Genomic DNA, 23,898 nt, shown 5'->3' with positions numbered 1-23,898 from the left:
TCTACGCATCTAAGTTTGATGGCTGCCCTGCATGGCTGAAGATTAAGCGAACTATTTTGTCAGAAATTATCGCGCTTTGGTAATCATCCACCGAGGGTGGTGCTGAAGAGGCTTCTTTCAATAACTTGAGACCTTGAAGCACCCGCTCTACTTCCAGTCCGACCATCATGACAGCAGCTTCCTCCATACCTTCTGGGCGTTCGTGAGTGTCTCTCAGGTTAAGTGCGGAGAAGCCAAGTATCGATGACTCCTCTGTAATGGTTCCGCTATCAGAAAGTACAGTTCGCGAATTGACCTGAAGTTTAACGTAATCAAGGAAGCCAAAAGGCTTGTAAAGATGGACTGAGGGGGGAAGGGATGTCTTGGTTTTCTCCAAGCGCTTACGAGTGCGGGGGTGCGTGGAGAAAATTATGGGAATATCATCGTGCTCGGCTAATGATTTGAGCACTTCTACTAGTTTGCCTAGGCGTGCTGGGTTATCTACATTTTCCTGGCGGTGGGCAGATACCAAGTAGTAATTGCCCTGATGAAGTTTCAAGGTTTCTAGGACTGTTGATCGCTGGATAGCATTGGCGTAATATTCTAATACCTCGCGTAGTGGACTCCCGGTGCGGATGATTCGGTTGGATGGTATTCCTTCGCGTAATAAGTTTTCCCTGGCAATTCGGCTATAAGGGAGGTTGTAGTCGGAGATATGATCGACAATGCGGCGATTGATTTCTTCCGGAACGTTTTCATCGAAGCAGCGGTTGCCTGCCTCCATGTGAAACACAGTGATACCCCGGCGCTTCGCGCTAATTGCTGCCAAGGCACTATTGGTGTCGCCAAGAATTAGCACGGCTTGAGGTTTAATCCTCTCCAGTTCCTTGTCTACAGCTATAAGGGTCCGGCCAATGGTTTCAGCAGGCGTATCGCCTGCGGCTGATAGCTGTACATCCGGCATGCGCAATTCTAGTTGCTCAAAAAATATGTCATTTAGCTCATGATCGCTATTTTGGCCGGTGTGTAGTAAAAAGTGGTTAAAGTTTTGGTCTAGCTTGGGCAATATACGTGAAAGGCGAATGATTTCTGGGCGTGTGCCGACTATTGTCATGACCCTAAGCATGGGCCGTTTCTCCTACTAAGCCTAGTTCGCCGAGCATCAGCATGATCTCTTCAACGTTGAGTTGTTGTGTGCTGTTGGAAGCATAAGCTTCAGCAGGCACTGAGTCGGGTCCATTTTGACGAGGCCGTTCATAGTGCTGATCACGCTCATCGGCGGGGACGCGGTAGTACTTACCTAAGTCCTCTGCTACTAACATTTCTTCGCTGGAAACCAAGGTTTCGTGGAATTTCTCACCGTGGCGTGCACCGATGATTTTCTTGGGGAGGGGCTTGCCTTTCAGAAGCAGACAGAGTGCCATTGCTAGATCGTCGACCCTGCATGCGGGGGCTTTGCGCACAAATATGTCTCCGGGTCGTCCAAGAGTAAAAGCAGTAAGAACCAAATCCACTGAGTCTTCCAAGGAGAGCATAAATCGGGTCATGCCGGGTTCTGTGAGGGTTAGAGGTAGACCGTTTCGGATTTGCTCGGTAAAAAAAGGAATAATGGAGCCACGTGAGCCCATCACATTACCGTATCGTGTAGCACATAAGACTGTTCCACTATCCGAGTGTTGGCTGGACTTCGCAATCATGAGCTTTTCCATCATGGCTTTGGATATTCCCATGCTGTTGATCGGGTAGACGGCTTTATCGGTGCTCAGTACTACACAGGAGAGTACGCCATGATGAATGGCTGCGCGCAGCACGTTTTCGGTACCGAGAATGTTTGTTTTAACTGCCTCCATGGGGTGAAATTCGCAAGAAGGAACTTGCTTGAGGGCCGCAGCATGAAAAACATAATCCACACCGCGCATTACGTCTGTCACCGCTATGGAATCGCGTACGTCGCCGATAAAAAAACGGATCCTCCGGTCCCCCAGGCTGCGCCGTAATCTATCCTGTTTTTCCTCGTCTCGGCTGAAAACTCGCACTTCCCGTATTGAGCTGTGGATCACCCGTTTCAAGAATGCTTGACCAAAGGAGCCAGTGCCGCCAGTGACAAGCAAGGTTTTTCCTGAAAACAGGTTCATAGCCATTTTTTAGTATCCGATTTGTCTGTAGAAAGGCATCTATTAGCCAAAATTTTTCATGGCTTGTATCAGCATTGGCCATGTTGGTGGACTGTAGCCGGTGAGTTTTTGAAAACGCATGGAATCAAGCGATCTGTCTATCATTACGCTATCATCTATAATAGGGTTTGCTTTGCTATTGTAAATTCGGTGAATCATCAACAGTAGTTCATATTTGGATATCGGTGTGGTCGATACGTGGTACAAGCCACGTAACGCCGGCCTCGGCAGTACATACTTGCGCAGCACCCGGGCCAGTTCCACTGTGGTCAGGCCGGAAAAGATCGCTTGGCGATAACCGGGCACTGCACCGCGCTGGCTCAGAAACCAATCGAGCAGACCAAAATGGTGGTTCAGCTCTGGGCCGATGATTGAGGTGCGCAGGGTCAGCGCGTTGCCTTTAGTGACTTCGCCCATCAGTTTGGAGCGGCCATAAACGTCATCGGCGTCCGGCACGTCGCTTTCCCGGTAACCGCCCTTATCACCACGGAAAACGCAGTCGGTGCTGATGTGGATCAACCGGCTGCCGTGCGCCTCGCACAACCGCGCCAGCGTGTGCGGCGCCTGTCCATTTACCTGCATCGCAAGTTCCCGGTCGCAGCTGTCGGGCCGTTGCTTGACCAGGCCGGCGGCATTGATCACTACCGAGGGGCGGTGCGTCTCGAAGAGTGCCTCTAGCCGCTTTTCGTTGGTAATGTCCACTCGTGTCAGCAGGCACGTGCCCGGCACTTCGGGAAAGCCGGCCGGTGGTCGCTCGCTGCGCAGTGTGCCGGTGACCCGTAGGCCCGGCCGCCTGCCCAAGTCGCGCAGCAGGGTGTGACCGAGCATACCGTTGGCGCCGATGATCACGATATGCTGCTCGCTCATGTCCTAGCCCTCTCCGGGGGGGTTAGCATGGATCGTAAATGCTCGTGGAGGCGGTCGGCCAGCAGATCGGGCGCGAAGTGACGCTCGCAGTAGGCGCGCCCGGCCCGGCCCATGGCGGCGCGAGTGTCGGCGGGCAAGGCATGCAGGCGGCGCATTGCCTCGGCCAGCGCGGCACCGTCGCCTGCCGGCGCGCATAGCCCGGCGCCGGCGTCAGCGACCACCCGGGCGGTCTCGCCATCGGCGCTTACCAGCAAGGGCTTGCCGGTGGCTAGGCAGGTGCCGGTCTTGCTGGGCAGTGATCGGCTCATGGTTGGCGAGCGGGACAGGGAGATCAGCAAAGCGGAGGCGTTGGCGTACAGCAACGGCATCGCCGACGGTGGCACCCGGCCTTGGAGGATTACATTATTCAGCCCCAGCCGCCGTACTTCCTCGGCCAGCCAGGCACTGCGGCTGCCACCGCCGACCACGCGGAAGCGGATGTCCGGCTGATTGGCCAACCGCTGGGCCGCGTCGAGCAGCGTGGGCAGACCCAAGGCGCGCCCCAGGTTGCCGGCGAACAGCACCTCGAAGGGTGACGATTCCGTGCTCGCCGTGGATGGGGTTTCGAACACCGCGGCTTCCGCTGGGTTCGGGTGGAACACGCAGGATAGATTGCGGCCGGCGAATTGGCGGATCTCCTCGGGAAAGCCCTCAGAGGCCACCAAGATCCGATCACAATGGCAATACAGCCAGCCAGTCAGGCCGGAGAGCAAACGGCGTAGGCCACTGCCGATACGGAAGCCGGCAGCGTCCAGGCTGCCGGGCCATAAGTCCTGTACCCACAGCGCCATTGGTGCTTTTTTGAGCCAGCGAAACCACAGGCCTACCACGGCGAGAAAAATCGGCGACACGCCATAGTACAGAATCGCGTCGAAGTCACGGCGGCGCAGCAACAGCGTGCCGATCAACACGGCGCTGACGATGAACGACAGGTAGCTGAACAATCGGCGTAAAATACCGCCGCTACCGCGAGTGATCACCGGCACGCGAGCGATGTCGGCGCCGCGCAACGGCGTGTCCCAGCCCGCCCGCCAGATCCGGTAGCCGCTATACACCCGGCCTTCCGGATAATTGGGCTGGCCGGTGAGCACCGTGATCGTCAAACCGTCGCGGGCCAGACTGGCCACCACCTCGTTGATGCGAAACGATTCCGGATCGAAGTGTGGTGTCACAACCAGCAGGTGTTTTAAGGGTGGGAAAGCATCGGTGTGCTTGGTGTTCAAGGACATCAACGAGGATCCGGAATACGGGCAGAGCGGTCAGGCCGCGTTTCTTTTTAGCTTTGTTCTTATACAATCGCCCGCGTCGATAACGCAAGGTGCTGCCTTTATATGCGTATAAAAAAAATCGTTATTGTGTTTCTCAGGCGACTCGCGCAGTTGCTTACCATTGTATCAGAGGGGCTTCGTATTGCCATGCTGTGGCCATTCTTGGCCGCCGGGCTGTTTCTGCAGCGCGGAATTCTACGCGCGGATTTCTATGCCGGACAACCCCATGCCGGTATCGTGCAGCGGCGGTTTCCCCGCTTGCATTTTCTGTTTCGTGGCGCCTGGCGTCTGCATGACCCGCACCCGGCGTTTTCCCAGATCACGCTGTTTCGCGATTTTCCACGGTTAAGATTGCAGCCGCCGGTGCTTAACCATGTGCTCAATCCGGAAGCGGAACGCGACCTGCCTTTGCACGATCCCTCTCTCAACCGGGCGTGGGCCGCAGTCGATGTCATCACAGTCGAACCGGAACCCCAACCGAGAACCGAGCCTGAGCCCGGCCCGGTGGGCCCGCCGCAGCTGGTTGCCGCCTCCTCCGCGCCGCCACTCAGAGGGCAACAACTGGCGGCGCTGTGGCCAGTAATCGAGGAGGACGGTGAAGCCCTGCATCGGGCCGTGCCGACGCTGATCCCTACGCCCCGAGTTCGGGAATGGAGGGAGCTGGGTATCGCGCCGCCACGTCCGGCCTCTCGGGAAGCGCAGGTCGTCACCGCGCTGATGGACAGGTTTCCGGATCGCGTCGATCATCTGGTATTGCTGCCCTGGCTGGGCACCGACGGCGGCTCCGAGCGCGTCGCCGCTTGTTATCTTTCCTATCTGCGTGCCCGCTATCCACACGAGCGGCTGTGCCTGTTCCTGCCCGATGAGTTCCACAAGTATTCACCGGGCGGTGCCGATCGCCTCGGCGTGCTCACGGTGGCCATCAATGATCTCTGGCCGGAGGCGGATCTGCCCACACGCTTGCGAATCTACGACCGTGTCATTACCAATCTGCGGCCGGCCTGTGTGCACAACATCAATTCCCTGGTGGGTTGGGAATCCCTATTGAAACACGGTGCCCACCATGCCCTCGACAGCCGCCTGTTCGTCAATCTCTACAGCGATGTTCGGTTGCACCGCGAGCCCCTCGGTTACTATCACAGTCACCTGCCGTTCGTGATCGAAGCACTGGCCGGGGTGCTCTGCGACAACTGGACGGTAGCCCGCAAGGCGATAGATGAATACGGGCTGAGCCGCCGCCAGGCGGACAAATTTTTCTATGTGCCGACACCAATGCTGGGCCTTAATGGCGGCGACCCGCGGCGCGAAGTGCGTACCTATCGCCCGCCGGTTCTTTCCGGCCATGCATTGTGGATGAGTCGGGTGGCACCGGAAAAACGACTGGATGTGCTGAACGCCATAGCGCGCCTGCGACCGGCACGACAAATCTCGATGTACGGTGCGATCTTGGAAGGGTTGTCACCGGCGGCGGACCTGACGCTGCTGGACGAGCCCAACATTGATTACCATGGCCGGTTCGACACCCTTGATGATTTGCCGCTGGAGACGTTCGACGCTTACCTGTTCACCTCGGATTGCGAAGGCATGCCGATCGCGTTGCTTGAGGCAGTGAAGCTGGGGTTGCCGGTCATCGCCCCGGACGTAGGTGGGATCGGTGAGATGATTGATCAGGATACCGGTTGGCTGGTGTCCCATGGCGGCGCGGTGGAGGACTATCTGCGAGCCTTGGACGAGATCGAGGCGCACCCGGAGGAAGCGGCTAGGCGCGTGGCGCGTGCCCAGCAGCGGCTGATGGAACGCCACTCGCTGGCGTCTTTCATGGATACCCTGGAGTCGATCCCGGGTTATTTACAGGTGGCCGACCAATGAATAACGCTCCGGATCTTTCCGTCGTCATCTTCGCCGGCCGTCAGGGTCACGCTCTGCACGGTACGTTCCTGTCCGTGGAACGCGCGGTGATACGCGCCCGGGAGACTGGTGCCTCGGTGGACATCACCGTGGCCCTGCACGACGCCGACGAGGCAACCCGTGAATGGCTGGCGCAGGGCGTGGCCCACCGGTGCCTGGAAATTCAGGCAAATTGCCTCGGCGCGGCCCGTAACGCCGCCCGTGAAGCGGTGAATGGCCGTTATCTGGCTTTTCTAGATGGCGGTGAGCTGTGGTCCGGCACTTTTCTGGAAAAGGCTTTGAATCTGGCCAGGGGCGATGACCGGGAGCAGGTGCTGCGTCCGGCAGTGTCACTGGGCTTCGCGGATCGTTACTACTTACAGCCATGCTACACCACCCGGTTTATCCCTGAGCCTGATGATTTCGAGCCCAGTGCCGTGCTGGACGGCAATCCTTATCCGACCACTTTTTTGGCTGATCGGCGGGTGTTGAAAGCGGTCCCGTTTCCGCATGTGGATATCGCCCGTGGATGGAATGCGGTGGACTGGTGGTGGTGCGCCAACCTACTCGGTGCCAGCATCGAGCAGGTGCCGGTGCCTGGCACCGTTCACTACCATCCGGTGACCAGCCATGGTGAGCCGCCAGCGCCCGGGCGGTTGGGGCCGACCTGGCTGGAGCGCCCCCCGGGCCGAGCTGGCTAGCCGCGCCGGCTGTGCCGCCAGCGTTGAACGCGCTGCCAGGTCACCACCGGGCCTTCCCGTTTGAGACTGTGCAGGCCCAGGCGCAGCAGGTCCCGGGCCAGGATCAGTCGGTAGCTCCACCGCGCTCGGGTGGGAAGTGCGCTGCCCGGCGCGGGGTCGTCGAACGGCACCGCCGGATGTCGCGCCAGTTCATAACGGCGTACCGCTTCGATCAGTTGCAGTATCGGCACGTGATGCCGGCGATGGTGCGGATGATCCAGCACCGCGGTCAGAATGCTGGCCAGGCCGAGTTCGGTTTTATCCAACGAGTGAACGGTAGTGTGCTGGCTGAGCCGCACTTTGGTCAGTGGCTCGGGCAGCGCCGCCACGTCATGTTGCTCCGCCAGATCAATCCAGGTGATCACGTCTTCGCCGATACGGACGCCCGGCGGAAACGGATGCTGGCGGAGCAGATCGGTGCGCGCCATCACCGTAGGGGTAGCGATCTGGCAGCTGCCGATCAGCGCTGGATAGATACAACCGGTCAGGTGATGGGTGGTAATGATCTCTTGATCGGCGCCATCTTCGTCGATGCGCTGGTAATCGGTGTGACCGAAGTCGCGATTTTCGTCCAGCAATTGTTGTAACTGCCGGGCGATCTTTTCCGGCTGCCAGAGATCGTCGGAATCCAGAAACGCCACATAGGCCCCGCGCGCCAGGGCCACGCCCCGGTTGCGCGCGGCGGCGGCGCCGGCCGGCTCCTGTCGCACATAGTGCAGGCGCCCGTCCCGCGCGGCCAGATCGTGTAGCACCGAGGTGTCCTCCGTCGAGCCATCGTCGATCAGCAGTACTTCCAGATGGTCGTGGCTTTGTGCCAGGGCGCTGACCACGGCCTGACGGGTCCATTCCACCCGATCCCGAAACGGAATCACCACCGATACCAGTGTGGCAGCCAGCGCCTCGCGAGCACGCCGGCCGGCCAGGGGAGCCACCTTGGCGTAGGGCGTGGCGACCAGAAAAGACTCCAGGTGCCGTAGATAACGAAAGTGGGAGCCGTACATGCGCGCACCTTCCTCCGGCGTCACTTCTTCCACGAACCGTTCCCAGAGCCGGTCGCCTTCGGTCTGCATTTGCGCTAGTGTGCGCGACCCCTGTTCGTCGTGTACCCGCGAGCGCACCAACGGGTGTTCGATGAAGTGCACTGGGGTGTGGCGCAGCATGCGAAACCACAGATCGTAGTCCTGGGTGGTCTTGAGGCATTCGTCGAATAGCCCGTGCCGCTCGAACAGGGAGCGGGCCACCAGCAACGTGCAGCCATGGATGATGCCGTAGGTGAGCGGAAACAACGGCGTGTTCAACTGCGCTTCGCTGCCCAGATCCTGCATCTTCATCACATGCAGTGTTTTGCCGCCGGCATCCATCACTTCGTAGTTGCCGTAGAGCAGGGTTTCCTTGTTCTCCAGTTCGGCCAGCGCTCGCACCTGGCACTCCAATTTGTCCGGCATGTACAGATCGTCGTGACTGAGCCAGGAGAAATAATCGCCAGTCATCGCCTCGATGCCGGTGTTCAACGCTGCGCCGCAGCCGCCGTTGTCGCGATGCAGGAAGCGGATCCGGTTGCCGTAGCGCTCGGCTACGCGGCGGGTGGCGCCGTCGTCGTTGGAGCCGTCGTCAATCACGATGATTTCGTGGGCCGGCCAGGTTTGTGCCAGGGCGCTGTCGATGGCCTCGGCCAGATAGTTGGCGCCGTTGTAAACCGGGATGATAATGGAAATGGCGGGTTGAAAGACGTTCATGACCGGTCGGTGTCCTCGTTACCCGGTGAGACTTCGGTGAGGGTGCCGTGCTCCAGCCGGAACAGACGGTTGCATAGCTGTCGCACCAGGCTCGGGTCGTGGGAGGCCAGTACGAAAATTGCCGAGGCGGAAATCATCGATTCCACGCGCTGCTCCACCCGTTTTTTGAAGGCGGCGTCGCCGGCACCGAGCATTTCATCCACTAGCATGATCTCCGGAGGGATTGCGGTGGCCACGGCGAACATCAAGCGGGTGGTCATGCCGCTGGAATAGGTGCGCACCGGCAGCGAGAGAAAGTCACCCAACTGAGTGAACTCGGCGATCTCCGGAATTGCCGCTTCCATGTCGGCGCGGCTCAGCCCCATGAGCAGGCCCATGCGACGAATGTTCTCATAGCCGGATAGCTCCGGATCCAGGCCGGCGCCGATCTCGAAGATAGTGGAGACCCGCCCTTGCCGGGTGATATGGCCGGCCACCGGCGCGTAGATGCCAGCCATGGTACGCAGCAGGGTGGATTTGCCGGCGCCGTTATGACCCAGCAATCCGATCCGGTCACCATCCTCGATGCGAAACGAAACCCGATCCAGTGCGGTGACCTTGATCACGCCGTCGTCGTCGTTGAAACGCCCGCCAGTGCCCAGACTGAGCAACTGTCGCCGCAGGGATTGGGCGCGGGCGTTGTAGATCGGGTATTGAACCGTCACATCTCGGAATTCAATCAGAGCCATGTCAAATCCAGAACGGCAAGCGTTTGCCATGAGAGCCGACCAACCACACCATCGATAGCCAGCCGAGCAGCGCGCTCACCGCCAATACCAGGTAGATCAGCGGATCCGGGGGAGTACCCAGCAGCGGTTCGCGGATGGCGGTGATGGGGTAACTGAACGGGTTCAGCCAGACAAAGGCGGCGTTGATCGGTAGCTGGTGTACCCGGAACAGCACCGGGCTGAGGAAAAATAACAGAGGCATCACCGCGGTCACAGCCGGATCCAGGTCACGAAAGCGGGCGCCGGCGAAGGCAAGGGCGGTGCTGACCCAGAGCAGATTCACGAAGGTGAGCATCAGACCCAGCAGCGACAGCACCAGGTTGGCCCAACCGGTGTTCGGTGGAAACACGATCAGCACTAGCAACACGATGATCAGATTGTGGACGAAAGTGACAGTCTGGCCGATCACCGGGCCGAAGCAGAAAAAGGTGGCCGGCAAGTCGATATTTCGGATTACCGGGCCTTGCTGCACTAGGGTCGACGGCGCCTGGCTCACGCAGCCGGACACCCATTGCCACAGTACCAGTCCGATAGCCAGTGACGGGAAGTATTCTCGCGCGTTCATGTCCAGTAGCGCGGTCCACAGCACGCCCAGGCCGATCACGCCGATCAGGGTACCCAGAACCAGCCAGAACGGGCCCAACACGCTGCGAATGTAGCGTGCTTTGGTGTCGGTCCAACTGAAGTAAAGGATCACCGGCAGGCGCTGCAAAGTGCGCGTCAGGTCATGCAGGCCGCGTCGCAGCGGATCGCTCATTGTTGTTATCCACTCAAGTGCCCAAAGTACGGTACTGTCGCATTTACCGGCGCCAGACCCTACCATGAGCGCTTTCAAGGGCCATGGGGGGCGTGGGCCAATGTCGTTACAGCTTTCCGATTATCGCAATAAAAACGTTTTGGTTACCGGTGCCGGCGGCTTTATCGGCAGCCATCTTGTGGAAGCCTGCGTGGCGCTGGGCGCATCGGTGACCGCACTGATACATTATAATTCCGCCGGTTCCTGGGGCCTATTGGAACGCTTGCCCTCCGATATCCGCGAAGGGGTGCGTGTGGTAGCCGGCGACATCCAGGACAGCGATTTCGTGGCGTCGATCGTAAGCGGACAGGCGGTAATTTTCCACTTGGCTGCCCTTATTGGCATTCCATACTCATACGTAGCGCCACGCAGCTATGTGCGCACCAATGTGGAAGGCACGCTCAATGTGCTGGAAGCCGCACGCCGCTTCGACGTTGAACGAGTGGTACACACTTCCACCTCAGAGGTGTACGGCAGTGCCCTGGAGGTGCCGATTCCGGAAACCCACCCGTTGCAGGGGCAGTCCCCGTATTCGGCTTCCAAGATCGGCGCCGACAAGCTCGCCGAAAGTTACCACCGTGCCTTCGCATTGCCGGTGGTGACGGTGCGCCCTTTCAATACCTTCGGGCCGCGCCAGTCCGCCCGCGCTTTCATTCCCACGGTGATCGCCCAGGCTCTGACTTCGGATCGGGTGTGTCTGGGCGCGCTCGACCCACAGCGTGATCTTACCTATGTCAGCGATACCGTGGCCGGTTTTTTACACGCCGGACTGGCGACCGGAGTGGCGGGCGAAGTGTTCAACCTGGGCACCGGCGACACTTGGTCGATCGGCGATGTCGCCCGGCGTATCCTTTTCCTGATGGGCAGCGATCTGTCCATCGTGCAGGACAGCGATCGCATCCGTCCGGTGGCCAGTGAAGTGAACCGGCTTGTGTCCGACAACCGCCGCGCCGCCGACGCCCTGGGCTGGCGGCCGGCGATTGACCTGGACGAGGGGCTGCGGCGTACTATCGACGATCTGAGAGAGAATATCACCGCTTACAGAAGCGGTTGCTATAACGTCTAACAACTTCTATCTACAGGTCTGCTCGGGGGGACGTCCAATGATGGCTGTGGTACTCGCGGGAGGGCGCGGCACTCGTTTGCTCCCTTATACCGCCAGTTTTCCCAAACCGCTGGTACCGCTTGGCGATATGCCGGTGCTGGAGATTCTGCTACGGCAGTTGGCTACAGCCGGTGTCACCGATGTGATTCTAGCAGTCAATCATCTACACCATCTGATCCGCGCTTTTTGTGGCGATGGACGTGATTTTGGCCTGCGTATCGAGTATTGCTGTGAAGATAAGCCATTGGGCACCGCCGGGCCACTGGGCTTACTGCGGGATCGACTGGGAGAGAATTTTATCGTCGTTAACGGCGACCTGCTCACCAATTTTGATATCGGTGCGCTTATCGACCGGCACCGTGAGAATGGAAACGCCGCGTCTATGGCGGTGTATGAGCGCTGTATCGAAATCGAATTTGGGCTAGTGGAAACAAATGCGGAAATGCACCTAACAGGTTACCGGGAAAAGCCGCGCTGGTCGCATCTAATTAGCATGGGTCTGTATCTGTTTCAACGTGACGCGGTGCTACCGCATCTGGTGCCCGATACCTTCCTGGACATGCCGGACCTGATGCGAACTCTGCTGGGCGATGGCGTGGCGGTGGATTGCGTGCGCCAGGACTGCCTGTGGCTGGATATAGGGCGCCCGGCGGATTACGCTCAGGCCCAAATCCTGTTCGAGACGCAACGGGAACTATTTCTCGGGGTACAGGCGTGACGGTACTGGTTACCGGTGCCGGCGGTTTTCTTGGCGGCCATCTTTGCCGAGCTTTGCGTGCAGCCGGCCACGTCACCTTGGCGATGGGCCGACCGGAGGGCGCTGGCCGCCGGCGCGTGGACACTTATCTGGCAATGGGTGATCTGCCGGCCACCGACTGGTTGGTGGGTATATTGCGTCAGCACCGGCCTGGTTGCGTATACCACCTGGCCGGCACCGTATCGGCGCCCTCCAACGAGGCGTTGTATCGGATCAACCTGACCTATGCGCTGCGGCTGCTGGATGCTTGCGCCGCCCTCGTCGCGCCGCCCCGCGTGATCCTGCTGGGCTCGGCTGCCGAATACGGTCCACCGGAGGATCCGCTGCGCGACCTGCACGAAGCGCACCCGACCCGGCCGGTGTCCGCCTACGGTGCCAGTAAGCTGGCGCAGACCCAGTACGCGCTCAGCCAATACCGGGTACCGGTGGTGGTGGCGCGTGCGTTCAATCCGATCGGCGTGGGCATGCCGACCAGCGGTGCCGCAGGTCGGTTCGTGAGCCAGGTGGCGGAGTTGGCGAACACGGCAGCACTGGATCGGGCCGGTGGCGTGATCGACACAGGCCCGTTGCACGGCATCCGCGACCTGGTGGCCGCTCAGGAACTGGCAGGGGCGCTGGTGGCACTGGCGGCGCCGGATGTAACGCCTGGTCGGATCTATAACCTATGTACTGGCGTGGGAACTACCATGCGGGCGCTTACCGAAGCTCTGACGGCGTTGGCGCCGTTTCCGGTACGTTTCCAGCCGGTGGGCAGCGATGCCGGCGTCGACCGGGCGGTGGGCGACCCGTCCCGGCTGGCGGCGGCTGGCATTACCTTGAATCCTCCGGACCTACCCGTGGTGCTTGGCGATATGCTGCGTGCCGCCGGTGTTGAACCGCGAAACCCTTCACCATGAAATCCATCATGAATGAACCCCTGATCACTATAATCACTCCCACCTACAACCGCGCCGATCTGCTGCCGGAAACCGTGGACAGCCTGCTCGGGCAGCGTTTCGCCGATTTCGAGTATCTGATCGTCGACGATGGTTCTAGTGATGACACCGCCGCGGTGTTGGCGCGCTACCGTGATCCGCGGCTGCGCGTGCTTTGTCAGGACAACCAAGGCGAAGTCGCGGCCACTAACCGTGGCTGGTCGGAGGCGCGGGGCCGTTATGTGGCGATCGTTTCGTCTGACGACCCGATGCATCCGCTCTGGCTGGGCGCCATGGTGAACGCCCTGGAGTGTCGCCCGGAGGCGGTGGTGGCCTACCCGGATTGGGCGATACTGGACGGTCGCGGTGGCGTGCGGCGGGTGGTGCGCACGCGCCACCATGCACGTGCAGTGATGATCGCCGATTTCCAGGCCCAGCCGGGGCCGGGTTGCCTGATTCGCAAGAGCGCCGGTGACCGCCTATCGCCGCCGCGCAGGCCCCGCTTTCGTTACTGCGCCGATCTCGACATGTGGCTGCGACTGTCGCTGCTCGGCCCCTTCGTGCGAGTGCCCCGGGTCCTTGCCAACTGGCGCGAACATGACGGCTCGATCTCCGTGGCCGAGCGCACGCCCCGACGCGCCGCAGAACTGGTGACGCTAGCCCGGGATTTTTTTGCTAGGGAGGACCTGCCCGAAGAGCTAGCCGGGCTGGCGCGCGACGGCCTAGCCAGTGCTCACGGACTGGCGTCTTGGGTTGTGCGTGACAGCGATCCATCGCTGGCTGGTGATTATTTGGCCCGTGCCACGGCGCTAGGGTACGACGGTCGGTTTCACCGCTGACCGGGTACGGCGTTTCGCCAGTGCCAGCAGGCCTCGACGAAGCCGCACCTCGATCAACGCCCAACTGGCGCTGGATACCAACAGCAAGGTGACAAGATAAACCAGCAGACTGACCGGCCGCCAGCTATCGTCCGCCCATCCTTTGAGCATCCACAGATTCTGCAGCGGCTGGTGCAACATATAGATTGAGAAACTAATTTCCCCTAGCCAGACCAGCGGCCGTGCCGATAGCAGTCGGGACACAGCGCCGCGTCCGAGTGCAAAGACGTAAACCGCCAGAGCCATGATCGGAAAGGAACTGCTGAACTCGGTCCACGTGCCACCGACCGAACCCAACCGGTAAAAGCCCCAATCGATCCAGAACGCACCCAAGGATAGACCAACCAGAGTCAGGATGACCACTTCCAGCAACGAGGCGATCGCCGGCTTAAGGCGTGATGGCGAGCGACGCTGGTGGATCAGCCCCAGACCCACGCCTGTGAGAAATACCAGAAACGCACCGGCGGCCCAACGTGGGCGAAGTTCGACCAACTCGAGCCCATGTCTTCGGTGAAGACAGGCTGAAAATGGTTGCCGACCAGAATCACCACGAGCACGATCGATATCGTGGCGATGTACCACCACAGGAATCGATGCCGGGATGCCAGCACCAGTGGGAACAGCAAGTAGAAAAACACCTCATTTGAAATGCTCCATGCCACTCCGTTCAGTGAAAACGCCACGTTCAGGTTCGGGCTCCAAGATTGCACCAGCAGGAAATTAGCCAGCACCACCGTTGGCTCAGCCATGTACCAGGGATGCAGCGCTATCACAATTGTCAGTATTACGGCGTGCAGCGGCCAGATTCGGGTGAAGCGACCAAAATAGAAGGCGGGCCACTGCCGGGCATGGCGCAGATCCGGATAGGCACCAGGGACATGGCTAAAGTCACCGAAGTGGCTCGCTAGCATGACCTCACCGGTTTCCAAGGTCGAAGGCTGGGCTGGTTCAAGGAAGCCTAGCGCAACAGGAAACGGATTTCGGACATGCTCAAGGATATTCGCGAGCAGTGTGAATCCGAACTGTGTGAAGCCAAGGAGGCATTGACGAAGACGAGAACTCGTGTGGTCGCTGCAGGCGAAACTGACTCGAGAGGGGCATGCAAAGGGACCCCGAATTGGCTTAGTAACCAACTTCGGGGTTGAGTACAGAGGAGGGTTTTGCTAATTACGATCTGTTACGTTAAATTTGGAAATTCGTTGCCCAAAGGATAATCTCTGGAAAGGCTGTGAATATCCCTACTGCCCCGAGGAGAATCATCCAGTAGGGCAAGGATGCCTTCGCAGCGGCGGTCAGGTCGACATCATTATTCGATATTGACGACAATACGAATAGGTTAAGACCCACTGGTGGAGTGATCATGCCGATCTCGATCAGCAGAGTGACGATGATACCAAACCAAATGGGGTCGAAGCCCAGGCTGGTGACCATCGGGAAGGTGATGGGAAGCGTCATTAGCAAGAGCGAGATACCGTCGAAAAAGCATCCCAGAACGATATAGACAATGACGATCATCAGCAGGATGCCGTAGGGCCCCAGGCCGAAGCCTCCGATCGCATCAACGGCAGCCCGCGGTATACCCAACAGGCTTACGGCCTGGGATAAAATCACCGTTCCTATGAGAATCATGCCAATGGCGGCAAACATTAACGAAGCATGTTTGAAGGCTTGCCACAGCCGTTTCAAGGTGAGATCGCCCCATGTCATCCCTAGTACGATGCTCGCAACCACTCCAAGCGCGGCGGATTCGGTAGGCGTTGCGATCCCTAAATAAATTGTCCCCAGGACGAAAAAAATGAGAATGGGGAGCGGCCAGATTTCCAGCATTCCATGTCGGATTTCGCTCCAGTTTATTTTCTCGTTCGATGCTGGCGTTACCGCCTCTCCGATTTGTGAACGGATCATGATCCATACAGAGAAAGCAGCAGCTATCAGTAGCCCCGGTAACATGCCGGCGATGAAGAGTTTGCCGATAGAAACGTTCTGGGTAGCGCCGTAGATGATTAATGCCAGGCTGGGTGGAATCAACAGTCCCAGTGTTCCTCCTGCCGCTAGGGTGCCCACCACCACGCTAGGCTTGTAACCACGGCCCTTGAGTTCGGGATAGCCGACTGAGCCTATCGCTGCTGCGGTTGATGTGCTGGAACCGCTGACCGCACCGAAGAGGGTGCATACTGCGATATTGGTATGCAGAAGTTGGCCGGGGATACGTGAGAAAAGTGGTGTCAGGCCGTTATAGACCCGCTTGGATACACCGCTTGCTAGGAGAACCTCGCCGAGGAAGATGAACAGCGGAACGGCGCTGAGCGTGAAATCGGTGAGCATGTTCCATGTGGCATTGATAGCGAGTGGTGTGGCGCCGTTGGCCTGGAAGTGAAGCAGGAGAATGCCGGTTAAACCAAGTGCTGCGCCAAGGATCGCACCGCTCGCGAGGAAAACGATTAGGCTTCCGCTGAGTAATAGCCAGCTCATCAGTGTATATCCTCCGCTGGATTTTTTTCCGAGAGCGGTTGGCTTATCCCATGCCGTAATTGCACGAGCAAACATAGCAGCATGGAAAATGGCATGATCGCCATCCAGGGCCATAAGAGAAGACTGCTGATATCAGTCCGAGAGTTGATGGCATATGAAAAGCCCATAAAACTCCATGCTTCAATGGCGAAGATCAGACAGAAGGCTATCAGCGTGAGGGTTCCAACAGCGTCCATGATTCGTGCCGCCGGAGCAGGTACAAGATTCATAAGTATTTCAATGCGGATATGTCTGCCCTTGTCGAGTACATGTGGAAGGCATAAGAAAGTTAATGAAAGGAAAAGCAGCCCCGCGAGCTCATCGGAAAACCTAAGGGGGTAGCCGCCAAGATAACGCATCAGAGTACTGATGAAAATTAGCGTCGTCATGAGCGCCCCGCAAATCACGCCAAGAACAAAAACTACGTATGCCGTTCTCTCTATCAAGAAATTGAATTTTTTAATCATCAAGGTTGCCTGCCCAGGAAAAGCGAAAGGAGCCGGCAATCGACCGGCTCCTTGTCATTATTGGGAGAGTGCTTGCGTCACAGTATTATAATAACGAATGCCATCATCCCCGGATTTCTCGGCCATGGCTTGCCAAGCGCTCCACGCCGCTGATACGAAAGTATCGACATCTGCTGCGGAGAAAGGCTGTAGTACTGTGATTCCTAAAGATTCACGCTCTTCCCGTGCCAGTGCTTCACGCTCTGGATCAACGGCTAGCTCGCGTGTCGTTTCCCAGACTTCCTGTCCTGCCTCTTCGAGCGCCTGGCGTTGATTCTCATCAAGCCGGCCCAACGTCTTCTCACTGATGCCGAATAGCCATGGCGCGGCAGCCCAGGGATGTAGGTAGGATTCGTACTTTGTGACCTCCTGCAGCGAAACGGTTTTGGCCACCGTCGAGAGGTAATAAGCGCAATCCACGACACCTGTTTGTAATGCCATGTACATGTCGTTCTGGGGAATCACTTGCGCAGAAATCCCCAACGCATCAAAAGTATCCACTAGGTGTCGTGACCAAACACGTACTTTCTTTCCCTGTAGATCTTCAAGTGAGTCGACAGGTTCTTTACAATGTAGGCCGACATCAAAAATGGGTGCTACTACACCGCCAACTGTTTGGATATCCCATTGGGAAAATCCGTCGTCGTACATTTCTGTGATAACAGGGAGGATGTCGAGGTGCTGTTCCGATTCGGTAATCGCACCCTGCGCATAAACCGATGCTAGGGCGGGCGCATCACGTGTATAATACTCGCCATATAACAGTGCCATGTCGACCATGCCATGTTGCAAGGTCCGCAGGATGTCGGCTTCTTTTAAGCCAAGAGCGCCAGCATGGTAGACTTCGATTTTTAGCTCGCCTTCGGATTTTTCTTCTACTAGTTTGGCGAATCTATCAATATGCTCAGCTTCTGGCCTGGATTGTGAGAGACCGCTATGGAATTTAAGAGTTACGGTGTTCGCCTGTATATTCCCGGAAATGGCTATCAAACCAAGCAATAATGCTTTAAATGCTATTTTTGTGCTATTGTGATTTATCATGTTGCGCCTTTGTCATTAGGAGTGGGTTTTTATCATGCTGTAGAACCTACTTGCCAAAAGGGCCCATTTGCGACATCATGATGCCGGCTAGCGACATGGGGTGACGAAATCGGGCGCTGGTGCCTAAATGGTCGTTAGTAACTTCGAATAAACACAATTCCAATGGCATAAGCGGAGGCGCGATGGTGGCACATTTCGCAAGCTTGCTGAAAAACAAAAACATGATATATATCGAAGGCAATGGCCCTTTTCAGGCGACTTCGGAAGTGCGTCGGGTGGCCTTTCTGCTGTTGGAAAATTTCTCCATGATGGCTTTCACTGGGGCGGTTGATGCATTGGTCACCGCAAATCTGATGCGCCCGTCTACCATCTATGAAGTCCTGGTGGTGGGTAATGACGGCGATACGGTACTTTCCGATTTGGGAATCGAGATATCGGTTGATTGCCAGCTATCGCAGCTCGACGAGAAGCAGCTTGATATTCTTATCCTCTGTGGTGGCCTTCGTGTCCCGCCACGTACCAGTGCCGCCATACGTTCCAAGCTAAGAGTCGCTGGTAACGCCGGCGTGATGCTTGGCGGTCTATGGAATGGAGCCTATTTTCTTGCTGAGGCGGGCCTGCTGGATGGCTACGAGTGCGCTTACTATCCCGATGGTCGGGCATTGATGATGGAAGAGTTTCCTCATGTGATGATATCCAATCGTAGCTTTGTGCTGGATCGGGATCGCGTTAGCTGTGCCGGTGCCAGTAGCTCCTTGAATATGATGCTTGAAATCGTAAAAAACGATTGCGGAGAAGAATTCGTAAGCGCTATCGAGGAGGTTTTAAGTTGCGATAAAATGGCGGAAGTTATCGATGTTTCTGTCTGCAGCATTGACCGCAATCCTACCTTGCCGGAACCTTTGAAAATTTCTCTGCAGTTAATGAGAAATAACATTGAAGAACCTCTTTCAATCATGGAGATTAGCGAGTGCGTGGGTATTTCCAGACGTCAACTTGAAAGGCTGTTTTGTCATCATGTCGATGCCAGCCCTTCGAGGTATTATCTGGAGTTGCGCTTGACGCATGCTCGGCAGCTTCTCCAGCAAACAAACAAGCCTATTGCCGAAATTGCCGTTGCCACGGGCTTTGTCAGCATTTCTCATTTTCGACGTTGTTTTCATCAGTTGTTTGATATCTCCGCTGGTCGCTTTCGTAAAGTATATCAAGAGGATAAGAACTCAGCATGAATCGTTGATTGGTTGAGTCATGCAGAAAGAGGACCATTGCACGGCCAGCCGTGCAATGGCGGTACATCTAACTAGCAAGTAATGTGGGCAGCCATAAGGCGATTTGCGGCCACACGCTAATTAATGCTGCGGCGAGGCACATTAGTAAGAAGAAGGGGGCCGAGGCCCAGGCCACCCGGCCAATGTTCTCACCGGTCATGCCCTGTAGCACGAATAGGTTGAAGCCGACGGGTGGGGTGATCTGCCCAAGCTCCACCATGATCACCAGGAAAACGCCGAACCACAGTGGGTCGAAGCCTGCCAGGATGACGATGGGCAGGGTGATAGGCAGGCTCATCACGGTGATCGAGATGCCGTCGAGAAACAGCCCCAGCACGATATAGAACACCGCCAATGCCATGAGCAGGGCCATGGGCGTGAACTGTTGCGCGGCGATCCAGGCGGCCAGCTCCCGAGGCAGGTGCAAATAGCCCATGGCCGTGGAGAGCAGCATGGCGGTGACCAGCAAGCTACAGACCATGGTGGCGCTGATCAGGGTGCCCTTGAGGGCATCGAGCAGCATGGGCAGAGTGAGTTGGCGCTCCAGGGCGAGCAAGCCCAGGGTGGCGGCAACGCCAACAGCCGCGGCTTCCGAGGGTGTAGCGATTCCTGAATAGATCGAGCCGATGACGATAGTGATCAAGGCCACCACCGGGGTCAACAACGTCAAGGCTTGCCAGATTCCTACCTCACTTCCGGTTTGCCGGGGAGCGAGGTGCGGCTTCAGCATGCTGCGCAGAATGATGAAGCCGCTATACAGCAGGGCGATCAGCAAGCCTGGTATCACACCGGCCATGAACAGTTTGCTGATCGAGACCTCGGCCTGGACGCCATAGACAATCATCACGATGGAGGGGGGGATCAACAGGCCCAGGCTGCCCGCTCCGGCCAGTGAACCGATCGAGAGGTCGCGATCGTAACCGCGGTTGGCGAGTTCTCGAGAGGTAATCTTGCCGATGGTCGCTGTGGTGGCGGCGCTGGATCCACTGACGGCGGCAAACAGCGCGCAGCCGAACACATTGGTGTGCAGCACGCCACCTGGTAAGGGGCGCGTGAGTGGGGTCAGCCCCTTGAACAGCCGTTCGGAGACGTTGGAGCGGAAGATCAGCTCGCCCATCAGGATGAAGAGCGGAATGGCGGAAAGCTCCCAACTGTTTCCTGCTCGGTAGAGAATCCGCGAGAAGATCAGTCCGATCCGATCAAGCTCGAAACCTCCCAGCCACCACAGCGAACCCATGGCGGCGATCACCAGGGCGGCGAAGACCCAGGTGCCCATGGCCAGCACCGTGATCAACAGTGCCGCCACGCCAATGGCGATCCATACCATGTCCATAGTCGATGATCCTCATTCTTATTGTGCCGGGTGGGTATGGCGCGAACGTTTTGTGACGAGCTGGAGGCTGCGGACTACCAGCGTGAAGCACAGCAGCCACAGGCCGAGCAGCACGATGCCTTCGGGAACCCATAGCGGTGTTTCGGCCAGGGTGTCGCTGGTGATGCCGCGCTGATAACTGCGAACCACGTTCTGCCACCAGAACAGCGATAGCCAGCCGAAAGCCGCGAAGCTGGTGACGGCAATAAGCAGTTCCAGCGGCCAGTGCCATTTCCCGGGCAAGCGGTCTAGAACCAGTGCGACGCGGATCAGCCCGTTCTTCTCCAGGACATAGGGCAGGCCGAGGAAGGTCATGGCAGCAACGGCATAGCCGATGTATTCATCGAGGATGAATGTCGAGTGACCGAACAGCCGCAACACGATTTCGAGGATGATGTGCCCGAACATGTACAGGATCAGCAGAATCGCGACCCCTGCCGCGAGGCGGTTCAAGCCTCGCGACAGGGTGGCCAGCCAGCCGATCATGGTGTCTGTCCATTGTGGAAGGTTTCGAGGATTTCCTGACCGCGCTCGCCCATGTCATCCTGCCAGCCGCTGATGACTGGGCTCGCGGCCTCGGACAGCGCTTGTTGGAAGTCCGCTGAGACGGGGTCGTGGATCGACACGCCATTCTCTTCGAGCGTGCCGTAGTTGCTCACGGTTCGTTCGCGTACCGCTTGCCAGTTGTGTTCATCCGTACGGCGGGCAGCTTCACGCAGGGCTTCCTGCTGATCCGATGAGAGGGATTCGAAGGCATTGCGATTCATGTGCACCATGTTCAACGGGATGGCGTACTGGATGCCACTGAAGTGCTGCTGGTGCTCCCAGAAGCTGGCATTGGCGCCGGCCTCGGCGGAGGTCAGCACAGCGTTGATGCCACCAGTGGCCAACTGCGGAACCACGTCTGCCCAGGACAGGCTGACCGGGGCCGCACCGGCATTGCGTAGGGTTTCGGTGCCGTTGCGGTCGAAGGTGCGGATCTTCAGGTTCTGGAGGCTTTCGCTGGAAGTGACGGCTTCACGCGACCAGATGCCGCTGGCCGGCCAAGGCGAGGCGTAGAGCAGAACCTGGTCGTTATCCTCGAACACCTCGTCGTAGTAGGGGCGTGCGATCTCGTAGAGTTGGCGGGCTTCGTCGACGCCATCCACCAGGAAGGGAAGGGAGGAAAGCAGGAAGATGGGGTCGATACCGCTCATGGTACCCGACAGGGTATCGGCAATCTGTACGGCGTTATCGGCCACGGCGTAAAAATGGTCGCCGGACTTGAATCCCAATGCGCCGCCGGTATGCAGCGTGATGTCGACTTCACCGTCGGTGAGCTCCCTGACCTGTTCGATGAAATAGGCATCCCCCTGGGCGTGAATGGAGTTAGCGTTGTATTCGTTGGAAAAATCCAGGCGTGTGGCCGCTTGAGCGGAGGCCGCGATGCCAAGGCACAAGACAAGGCCGATTCCGGGCAATGACAGCCGTGAATGAGTGAAGTGCACTGCTGAGGCGAGATTGGTAACGGACATTGAGAGACTCCGGTTATTGTTAGCTATTTAGCAGTCCCATATTTCTCCTTGCCCACGACTGCCCATTTGCGTCCTCCTGGATGTCAATTGCGACGACCAGGCAGGCGGCTCCTGCTCCCTGCGACTCCAAATAGGCTTACCCTCTCACTGAGCTAACATCGTCACCTTGGCGCCCGGCGGCCCCGCTTCGCGCAGCGCAGCGACATGCATCCCGGCTACAGCGGTGGCATCGTAAGGTCACGACCTTGGAGGCGGTGCGCTCGCGGGATGCTGGCCGGTATGGCCAGTTGAATGGCCGTTTTTCCTGGAGGATCGCATGGTCGTTCAAGAAGGAGAGTCGTAAACGCGTGGTCACGTGTTCCCTGCGGCTGGAGCGTGACGGAGGTCGCATGGACAGAGGTACGACGTTGACGTTAACTGTACGGCGACAAGAACGACAATGTCCCTGGAGAACGCCATGACAGTTTCGATCAGCCGCTTTCCCGTTCCCGAGTCGATCCTTGACCTGCCTGACGATATTCGCGAGGCCATTCTCGCCGTGCAGGAGAAGGCTGGGTTCGTACCCAACGTCTTTTTAATGCTGGCGCATCGGCCGGGCGAATTTCGTGCTTTCTTTGCCTATCACGATGCGCTGATGGAGCGCGAGTCCGATACGCTGACCAAGGCCGAGAAGGAAATGATCGTCGTCGCCACCAGTGCGCGCAACCGCTGCCTCTATTGCGTGGTGGCCCATGGCGCGCTGGTGCGCATCTACAGCAAGAACCCGCTGCTGGCCGATCAGGTCGCCATCAACCACCGCACCGCGCCGATCGACGAGCGTCATCGTGTGATGCTCGACTTCGCCCTTTACTGCGGCCTGGAAGTGGGAGAACTCACCGATGAATGGCAGGCTCGCCTGATCGAAGTTGGCTTCACCCAGGACGACATCTGGGACATCGGCGCCATCGCCGCCTTCTTCGGCCTTTCCAACCGCCTGGTCACACTCACCGGCACGCCTCCCAACGAGGAGTTCTACCTGATGGGAAGGGTGCCGCGGGAGACGCCCACTAGCGAGTCTCGGCAATTCTCCAGCAGCATCAGCACCGGCTCCAACTGGCTGACGTGAAGGGTCAGGACGCTGTTGCCGGATGCCTTGTCTGTGGGACAGACCACGGCGAACTCGCCTTCCTCGAGATGAAATTCGTGAATTTCGCGAGAACCTTCAGCGGTTTCGCACTGGATCGAGCGGTAGCTGTCGTCCTCGCCGTAGGTGAGGCGGTGATAGACCTTGAAGAAGGTGTAGAGAATAAGACCCCCATCGAAGGCCGGCCAGCGCGCCGGAATGGTGCGGGTTGCCTCGTCGAGCGCTTGTCCTCGGGCCTCGGCGGCAGCGATGGCCTCGGCCAGTGGGCGAGCCAGCAGCGTGCCATCATCCTGGGGGAGAGGGGCGGCCCGCTCCAGCGCTTGACGGTAGCCGTCGCGGACCCGGTCGAGGTCGGCCAACGAGGCGATACGGTGGTCCCGGTGCGCCAAGTCGACGGGCTCGAAGCCGCCGTTCTCCCAGCCGTGTATTACCCGCAGCGCAAGTCGATCGTTTGCCATGGGCTGGTATACCAGCGCCTGCAGCGCGACGCGCAAATGCAGCTGGCGTTCGGCGGCCAGGTTGTCGAAAGCGGTGTAGGGGTCGGCGAAGATGGCATGCAGCCGCCCGGGGGCATGTTCCTTGGCTTCGGTAAACGGCATGATGGTTCCCTGCGAGGGTAGTCGTTCTGGTTATGCCGCTGTTATAACATTCCCGGG

At 58.3% G+C, this 23,898-nt stretch carries 22 protein-coding genes and 1 pseudogene; 8 read left to right on the top strand and 15 right to left on the bottom strand.

Going from position 1 to position 23,898, the window contains the following annotated elements; translation table 11 throughout:
• Position 1: 1 nt before the first annotated feature.
• From wecB to F0A17_RS08230, 4 genes are read right to left on the bottom strand one after another with little or no spacing between them, the layout of a single operon-like run.
• Entirely contained in the window at positions 2-1,105 is a 1,104-nt protein-coding gene (wecB, locus tag F0A17_RS08245) for a non-hydrolyzing UDP-N-acetylglucosamine 2-epimerase (RefSeq protein ID WP_149327864.1), read from the bottom strand.
• Positions 1,098-2,120, bottom strand: coding sequence for a polysaccharide biosynthesis protein (locus F0A17_RS08240; protein WP_323849411.1), 1,023 nt, complete (start codon positions 2,118-2,120; stop codon positions 1,098-1,100). Before F0A17_RS08240 ends, wecB begins: the two co-directional genes overlap by 8 nt.
• A gap of 36 nt (positions 2,121-2,156) precedes the next feature.
• A complete protein-coding gene (locus F0A17_RS08235) occupies positions 2,157-3,020 on the bottom strand; it encodes a dTDP-4-dehydrorhamnose reductase family protein (protein WP_149327863.1) in 864 nt (287 codons plus the stop codon).
• Positions 3,017-4,288, bottom strand: coding sequence for a glycosyltransferase family 4 protein (locus F0A17_RS08230; RefSeq protein ID WP_149327862.1), 1,272 nt, complete (start codon positions 4,286-4,288; stop codon positions 3,017-3,019). Before F0A17_RS08230 ends, F0A17_RS08235 begins: the two co-directional genes overlap by 4 nt.
• A 186-nt stretch (positions 4,289-4,474) precedes the next feature.
• On the opposite strand from F0A17_RS08230, the gene F0A17_RS08225 reads away from it, so the two are divergent.
• Together F0A17_RS08225 and F0A17_RS08220 are read left to right on the top strand one after the other, a co-directional pair.
• Positions 4,475-6,196 (top strand): glycosyltransferase family 4 protein, encoded by a 1,722-nt coding sequence (locus tag F0A17_RS08225; RefSeq protein ID WP_187774655.1) that lies wholly within the window; start codon positions 4,475-4,477, stop codon positions 6,194-6,196.
• The gene (locus tag F0A17_RS08220; RefSeq protein WP_149327860.1) at positions 6,193-6,915 is read left to right on the top strand and encodes a glycosyltransferase family protein; all 723 of its coding nucleotides are present in this window, start codon (positions 6,193-6,195) and stop codon (positions 6,913-6,915) included. Before F0A17_RS08225 ends, F0A17_RS08220 begins: the two co-directional genes overlap by 4 nt.
• On the opposite strand, the gene F0A17_RS08215 is transcribed toward F0A17_RS08220, so the two are convergent.
• The 3 genes from F0A17_RS08215 to F0A17_RS08205 are packed head-to-tail and all read right to left on the bottom strand — an operon-like array spanning position 6,912 to position 10,214.
• The gene (locus F0A17_RS08215; RefSeq protein WP_149327859.1) at positions 6,912-8,690 is read right to left on the bottom strand and encodes a glycosyltransferase family 2 protein; all 1,779 of its coding nucleotides are present in this window, start codon (positions 8,688-8,690) and stop codon (positions 6,912-6,914) included. The two genes, F0A17_RS08220 and F0A17_RS08215, sit on opposite strands and share 4 nt — an antisense overlap.
• Positions 8,687-9,418, bottom strand: coding sequence for an ABC transporter ATP-binding protein (locus tag F0A17_RS08210; protein WP_149327858.1), 732 nt, complete (start codon positions 9,416-9,418; stop codon positions 8,687-8,689). Before F0A17_RS08210 ends, F0A17_RS08215 begins: the two co-directional genes overlap by 4 nt.
• Position 9,419: 1 nt before the next feature.
• Positions 9,420-10,214: an ABC transporter permease gene (locus F0A17_RS08205; protein WP_187774654.1), complete on the bottom strand. Its 795-nt coding sequence runs from the start codon at positions 10,212-10,214 to the stop codon at positions 9,420-9,422.
• 64 nt (positions 10,215-10,278) lie between these two features.
• Here F0A17_RS08205 and F0A17_RS08200 point away from each other — a divergent pair, with 64 nt between their 5' ends.
• Genes F0A17_RS08200 through F0A17_RS08185 form a run of 4 tightly spaced genes read left to right on the top strand, consistent with a single transcriptional unit; the run spans position 10,279 to position 13,868 of the window.
• Positions 10,279-11,319: a GDP-mannose 4,6-dehydratase gene (locus tag F0A17_RS08200; RefSeq protein ID WP_323849410.1), complete on the top strand. Its 1,041-nt coding sequence runs from the start codon at positions 10,279-10,281 to the stop codon at positions 11,317-11,319.
• A 37-nt stretch (positions 11,320-11,356) separates the two neighbouring features.
• Positions 11,357-12,076: a sugar phosphate nucleotidyltransferase gene (locus F0A17_RS08195; protein WP_149327856.1), complete on the top strand. Its 720-nt coding sequence runs from the start codon at positions 11,357-11,359 to the stop codon at positions 12,074-12,076.
• Positions 12,073-13,011, top strand: a complete 939-nt coding sequence (locus F0A17_RS08190; RefSeq protein ID WP_187774653.1) for an NAD-dependent epimerase/dehydratase family protein — start codon at positions 12,073-12,075, stop codon at positions 13,009-13,011. The genes F0A17_RS08195 and F0A17_RS08190 overlap by 4 nt, the downstream gene beginning before the upstream one ends.
• A gap of 8 nt (positions 13,012-13,019) precedes the next feature.
• Positions 13,020-13,868 (top strand): glycosyltransferase, encoded by an 849-nt coding sequence (locus F0A17_RS08185; protein WP_187774652.1) that lies wholly within the window; start codon positions 13,020-13,022, stop codon positions 13,866-13,868.
• Here the strand turns inward: F0A17_RS08185 and F0A17_RS21000 are convergent.
• The 4 genes and pseudogenes from F0A17_RS21000 to dctP all read right to left on the bottom strand — a co-directional run bounded on the left by F0A17_RS21000 (position 13,839) and on the right by dctP (position 17,965).
• A pseudogene (locus F0A17_RS21000) lies at positions 13,839-14,818 on the bottom strand (acyltransferase family protein). The gene F0A17_RS08185 and the pseudogene F0A17_RS21000 overlap by 30 nt on opposite strands.
• A 271-nt stretch (positions 14,819-15,089) precedes the next feature.
• The gene (locus tag F0A17_RS08170; protein ID WP_149327851.1) at positions 15,090-16,379 is read right to left on the bottom strand and encodes a TRAP transporter large permease; all 1,290 of its coding nucleotides are present in this window, start codon (positions 16,377-16,379) and stop codon (positions 15,090-15,092) included.
• On the bottom strand, positions 16,379-16,924 hold the full coding sequence (locus F0A17_RS08165) for a TRAP transporter small permease (protein ID WP_228716842.1): 546 nt from the start codon (positions 16,922-16,924) through the stop codon (positions 16,379-16,381). Before F0A17_RS08165 ends, F0A17_RS08170 begins: the two co-directional genes overlap by 1 nt.
• Positions 16,925-16,942: 18 nt before the next feature.
• Positions 16,943-17,965 (bottom strand): TRAP transporter substrate-binding protein DctP, encoded by a 1,023-nt coding sequence (gene dctP / locus F0A17_RS08160; protein WP_149327850.1) that lies wholly within the window; start codon positions 17,963-17,965, stop codon positions 16,943-16,945.
• Positions 17,966-18,147: 182 nt separating this feature from the next.
• Between dctP and F0A17_RS08155 the strand changes: the two genes are divergently transcribed.
• Positions 18,148-19,194, top strand: a complete 1,047-nt coding sequence (locus F0A17_RS08155; RefSeq protein WP_149327849.1) for a GlxA family transcriptional regulator — start codon at positions 18,148-18,150, stop codon at positions 19,192-19,194.
• Between the two features lie 67 nt (positions 19,195-19,261).
• On the opposite strand, the gene F0A17_RS08150 is transcribed toward F0A17_RS08155, so the two are convergent.
• Genes F0A17_RS08150 through F0A17_RS08140 form a run of 3 tightly spaced genes read right to left on the bottom strand, consistent with a single transcriptional unit; the run spans position 19,262 to position 22,119 of the window.
• On the bottom strand, positions 19,262-20,566 hold the full coding sequence (locus F0A17_RS08150; protein WP_149327848.1) for a TRAP transporter large permease: 1,305 nt from the start codon (positions 20,564-20,566) through the stop codon (positions 19,262-19,264).
• Positions 20,567-20,584: 18 nt separating this feature from the next.
• The gene (locus F0A17_RS08145; RefSeq protein WP_149327847.1) at positions 20,585-21,091 is read right to left on the bottom strand and encodes a TRAP transporter small permease; all 507 of its coding nucleotides are present in this window, start codon (positions 21,089-21,091) and stop codon (positions 20,585-20,587) included.
• Positions 21,088-22,119, bottom strand: coding sequence for a TRAP transporter substrate-binding protein (locus F0A17_RS08140; RefSeq protein WP_149327846.1), 1,032 nt, complete (start codon positions 22,117-22,119; stop codon positions 21,088-21,090). The genes F0A17_RS08145 and F0A17_RS08140 overlap by 4 nt, the downstream gene beginning before the upstream one ends.
• A 457-nt stretch (positions 22,120-22,576) precedes the next feature.
• Here F0A17_RS08140 and F0A17_RS08135 point away from each other — a divergent pair, with 457 nt between their 5' ends.
• On the top strand, positions 22,577-23,224 hold the full coding sequence (locus F0A17_RS08135; RefSeq protein ID WP_187774650.1) for a peroxidase-related enzyme: 648 nt from the start codon (positions 22,577-22,579) through the stop codon (positions 23,222-23,224).
• Here the strand turns inward: F0A17_RS08135 and F0A17_RS08130 are convergent.
• Positions 23,131-23,841 (bottom strand): hypothetical protein, encoded by a 711-nt coding sequence (locus F0A17_RS08130; protein WP_149327844.1) that lies wholly within the window; start codon positions 23,839-23,841, stop codon positions 23,131-23,133. The two genes, F0A17_RS08135 and F0A17_RS08130, sit on opposite strands and share 94 nt — an antisense overlap.
• Positions 23,842-23,898: the final 57 nt, after the last annotated feature.

The organism is Billgrantia pellis, from assembly GCF_008297955.1.
Classification (GTDB): Bacteria; Pseudomonadota; Gammaproteobacteria; order Pseudomonadales; family Halomonadaceae; genus Halomonas; species Halomonas pellis.
The sequence above is the reverse complement of the archived record's forward strand: the minus strand, read 5'-3'. Positions and strand labels throughout refer to the sequence as shown.

Excerpts from the sequence above, each read along its gene's own strand:
- wecB (WP_149327864.1), bottom strand. The coding sequence starts at position 1,105 with ATGCTTAGGGTCATGACAATAGTCGGCACACGCCCAGAAATCATTCGC.
- F0A17_RS08240 (WP_323849411.1), bottom strand. The coding sequence starts at position 2,120 with ATGGCTATGAACCTGTTTTCAGGAAAAACCTTGCTTGTCACTGGCGGC.
- F0A17_RS08235 (WP_149327863.1), bottom strand. The coding sequence starts at position 3,020 with ATGAGCGAGCAGCATATCGTGATCATCGGCGCCAACGGTATGCTCGGT.
- F0A17_RS08230 (WP_149327862.1), bottom strand. The coding sequence starts at position 4,288 with ATGTCCTTGAACACCAAGCACACCGATGCTTTCCCACCCTTAAAACAC.
- F0A17_RS08225 (WP_187774655.1), top strand. The coding sequence starts at position 4,475 with ATGCTGTGGCCATTCTTGGCCGCCGGGCTGTTTCTGCAGCGCGGAATT.
- F0A17_RS08220 (WP_149327860.1), top strand. The coding sequence starts at position 6,193 with ATGAATAACGCTCCGGATCTTTCCGTCGTCATCTTCGCCGGCCGTCAG.
- F0A17_RS08215 (WP_149327859.1), bottom strand. The coding sequence starts at position 8,690 with ATGAACGTCTTTCAACCCGCCATTTCCATTATCATCCCGGTTTACAAC.
- F0A17_RS08210 (WP_149327858.1), bottom strand. The coding sequence starts at position 9,418 with ATGGCTCTGATTGAATTCCGAGATGTGACGGTTCAATACCCGATCTAC.
- F0A17_RS08205 (WP_187774654.1), bottom strand. The coding sequence starts at position 10,214 with ATGAGCGATCCGCTGCGACGCGGCCTGCATGACCTGACGCGCACTTTG.
- F0A17_RS08200 (WP_323849410.1), top strand. The coding sequence starts at position 10,279 with ATGAGCGCTTTCAAGGGCCATGGGGGGCGTGGGCCAATGTCGTTACAG.
- F0A17_RS08195 (WP_149327856.1), top strand. The coding sequence starts at position 11,357 with ATGATGGCTGTGGTACTCGCGGGAGGGCGCGGCACTCGTTTGCTCCCT.
- F0A17_RS08185 (WP_187774652.1), top strand. The coding sequence starts at position 13,020 with ATGAATGAACCCCTGATCACTATAATCACTCCCACCTACAACCGCGCC.
- F0A17_RS08170 (WP_149327851.1), bottom strand. The coding sequence starts at position 16,379 with ATGAGCTGGCTATTACTCAGCGGAAGCCTAATCGTTTTCCTCGCGAGC.
- dctP (WP_149327850.1), bottom strand. The coding sequence starts at position 17,965 with ATGATAAATCACAATAGCACAAAAATAGCATTTAAAGCATTATTGCTT.
- F0A17_RS08155 (WP_149327849.1), top strand. The coding sequence starts at position 18,148 with ATGGTGGCACATTTCGCAAGCTTGCTGAAAAACAAAAACATGATATAT.
- F0A17_RS08150 (WP_149327848.1), bottom strand. The coding sequence starts at position 20,566 with ATGGACATGGTATGGATCGCCATTGGCGTGGCGGCACTGTTGATCACG.
- F0A17_RS08145 (WP_149327847.1), bottom strand. The coding sequence starts at position 21,091 with ATGATCGGCTGGCTGGCCACCCTGTCGCGAGGCTTGAACCGCCTCGCG.
- F0A17_RS08140 (WP_149327846.1), bottom strand. The coding sequence starts at position 22,119 with ATGTCCGTTACCAATCTCGCCTCAGCAGTGCACTTCACTCATTCACGG.
- F0A17_RS08135 (WP_187774650.1), top strand. The coding sequence starts at position 22,577 with ATGACAGTTTCGATCAGCCGCTTTCCCGTTCCCGAGTCGATCCTTGAC.
- F0A17_RS08130 (WP_149327844.1), bottom strand. The coding sequence starts at position 23,841 with ATGCCGTTTACCGAAGCCAAGGAACATGCCCCCGGGCGGCTGCATGCC.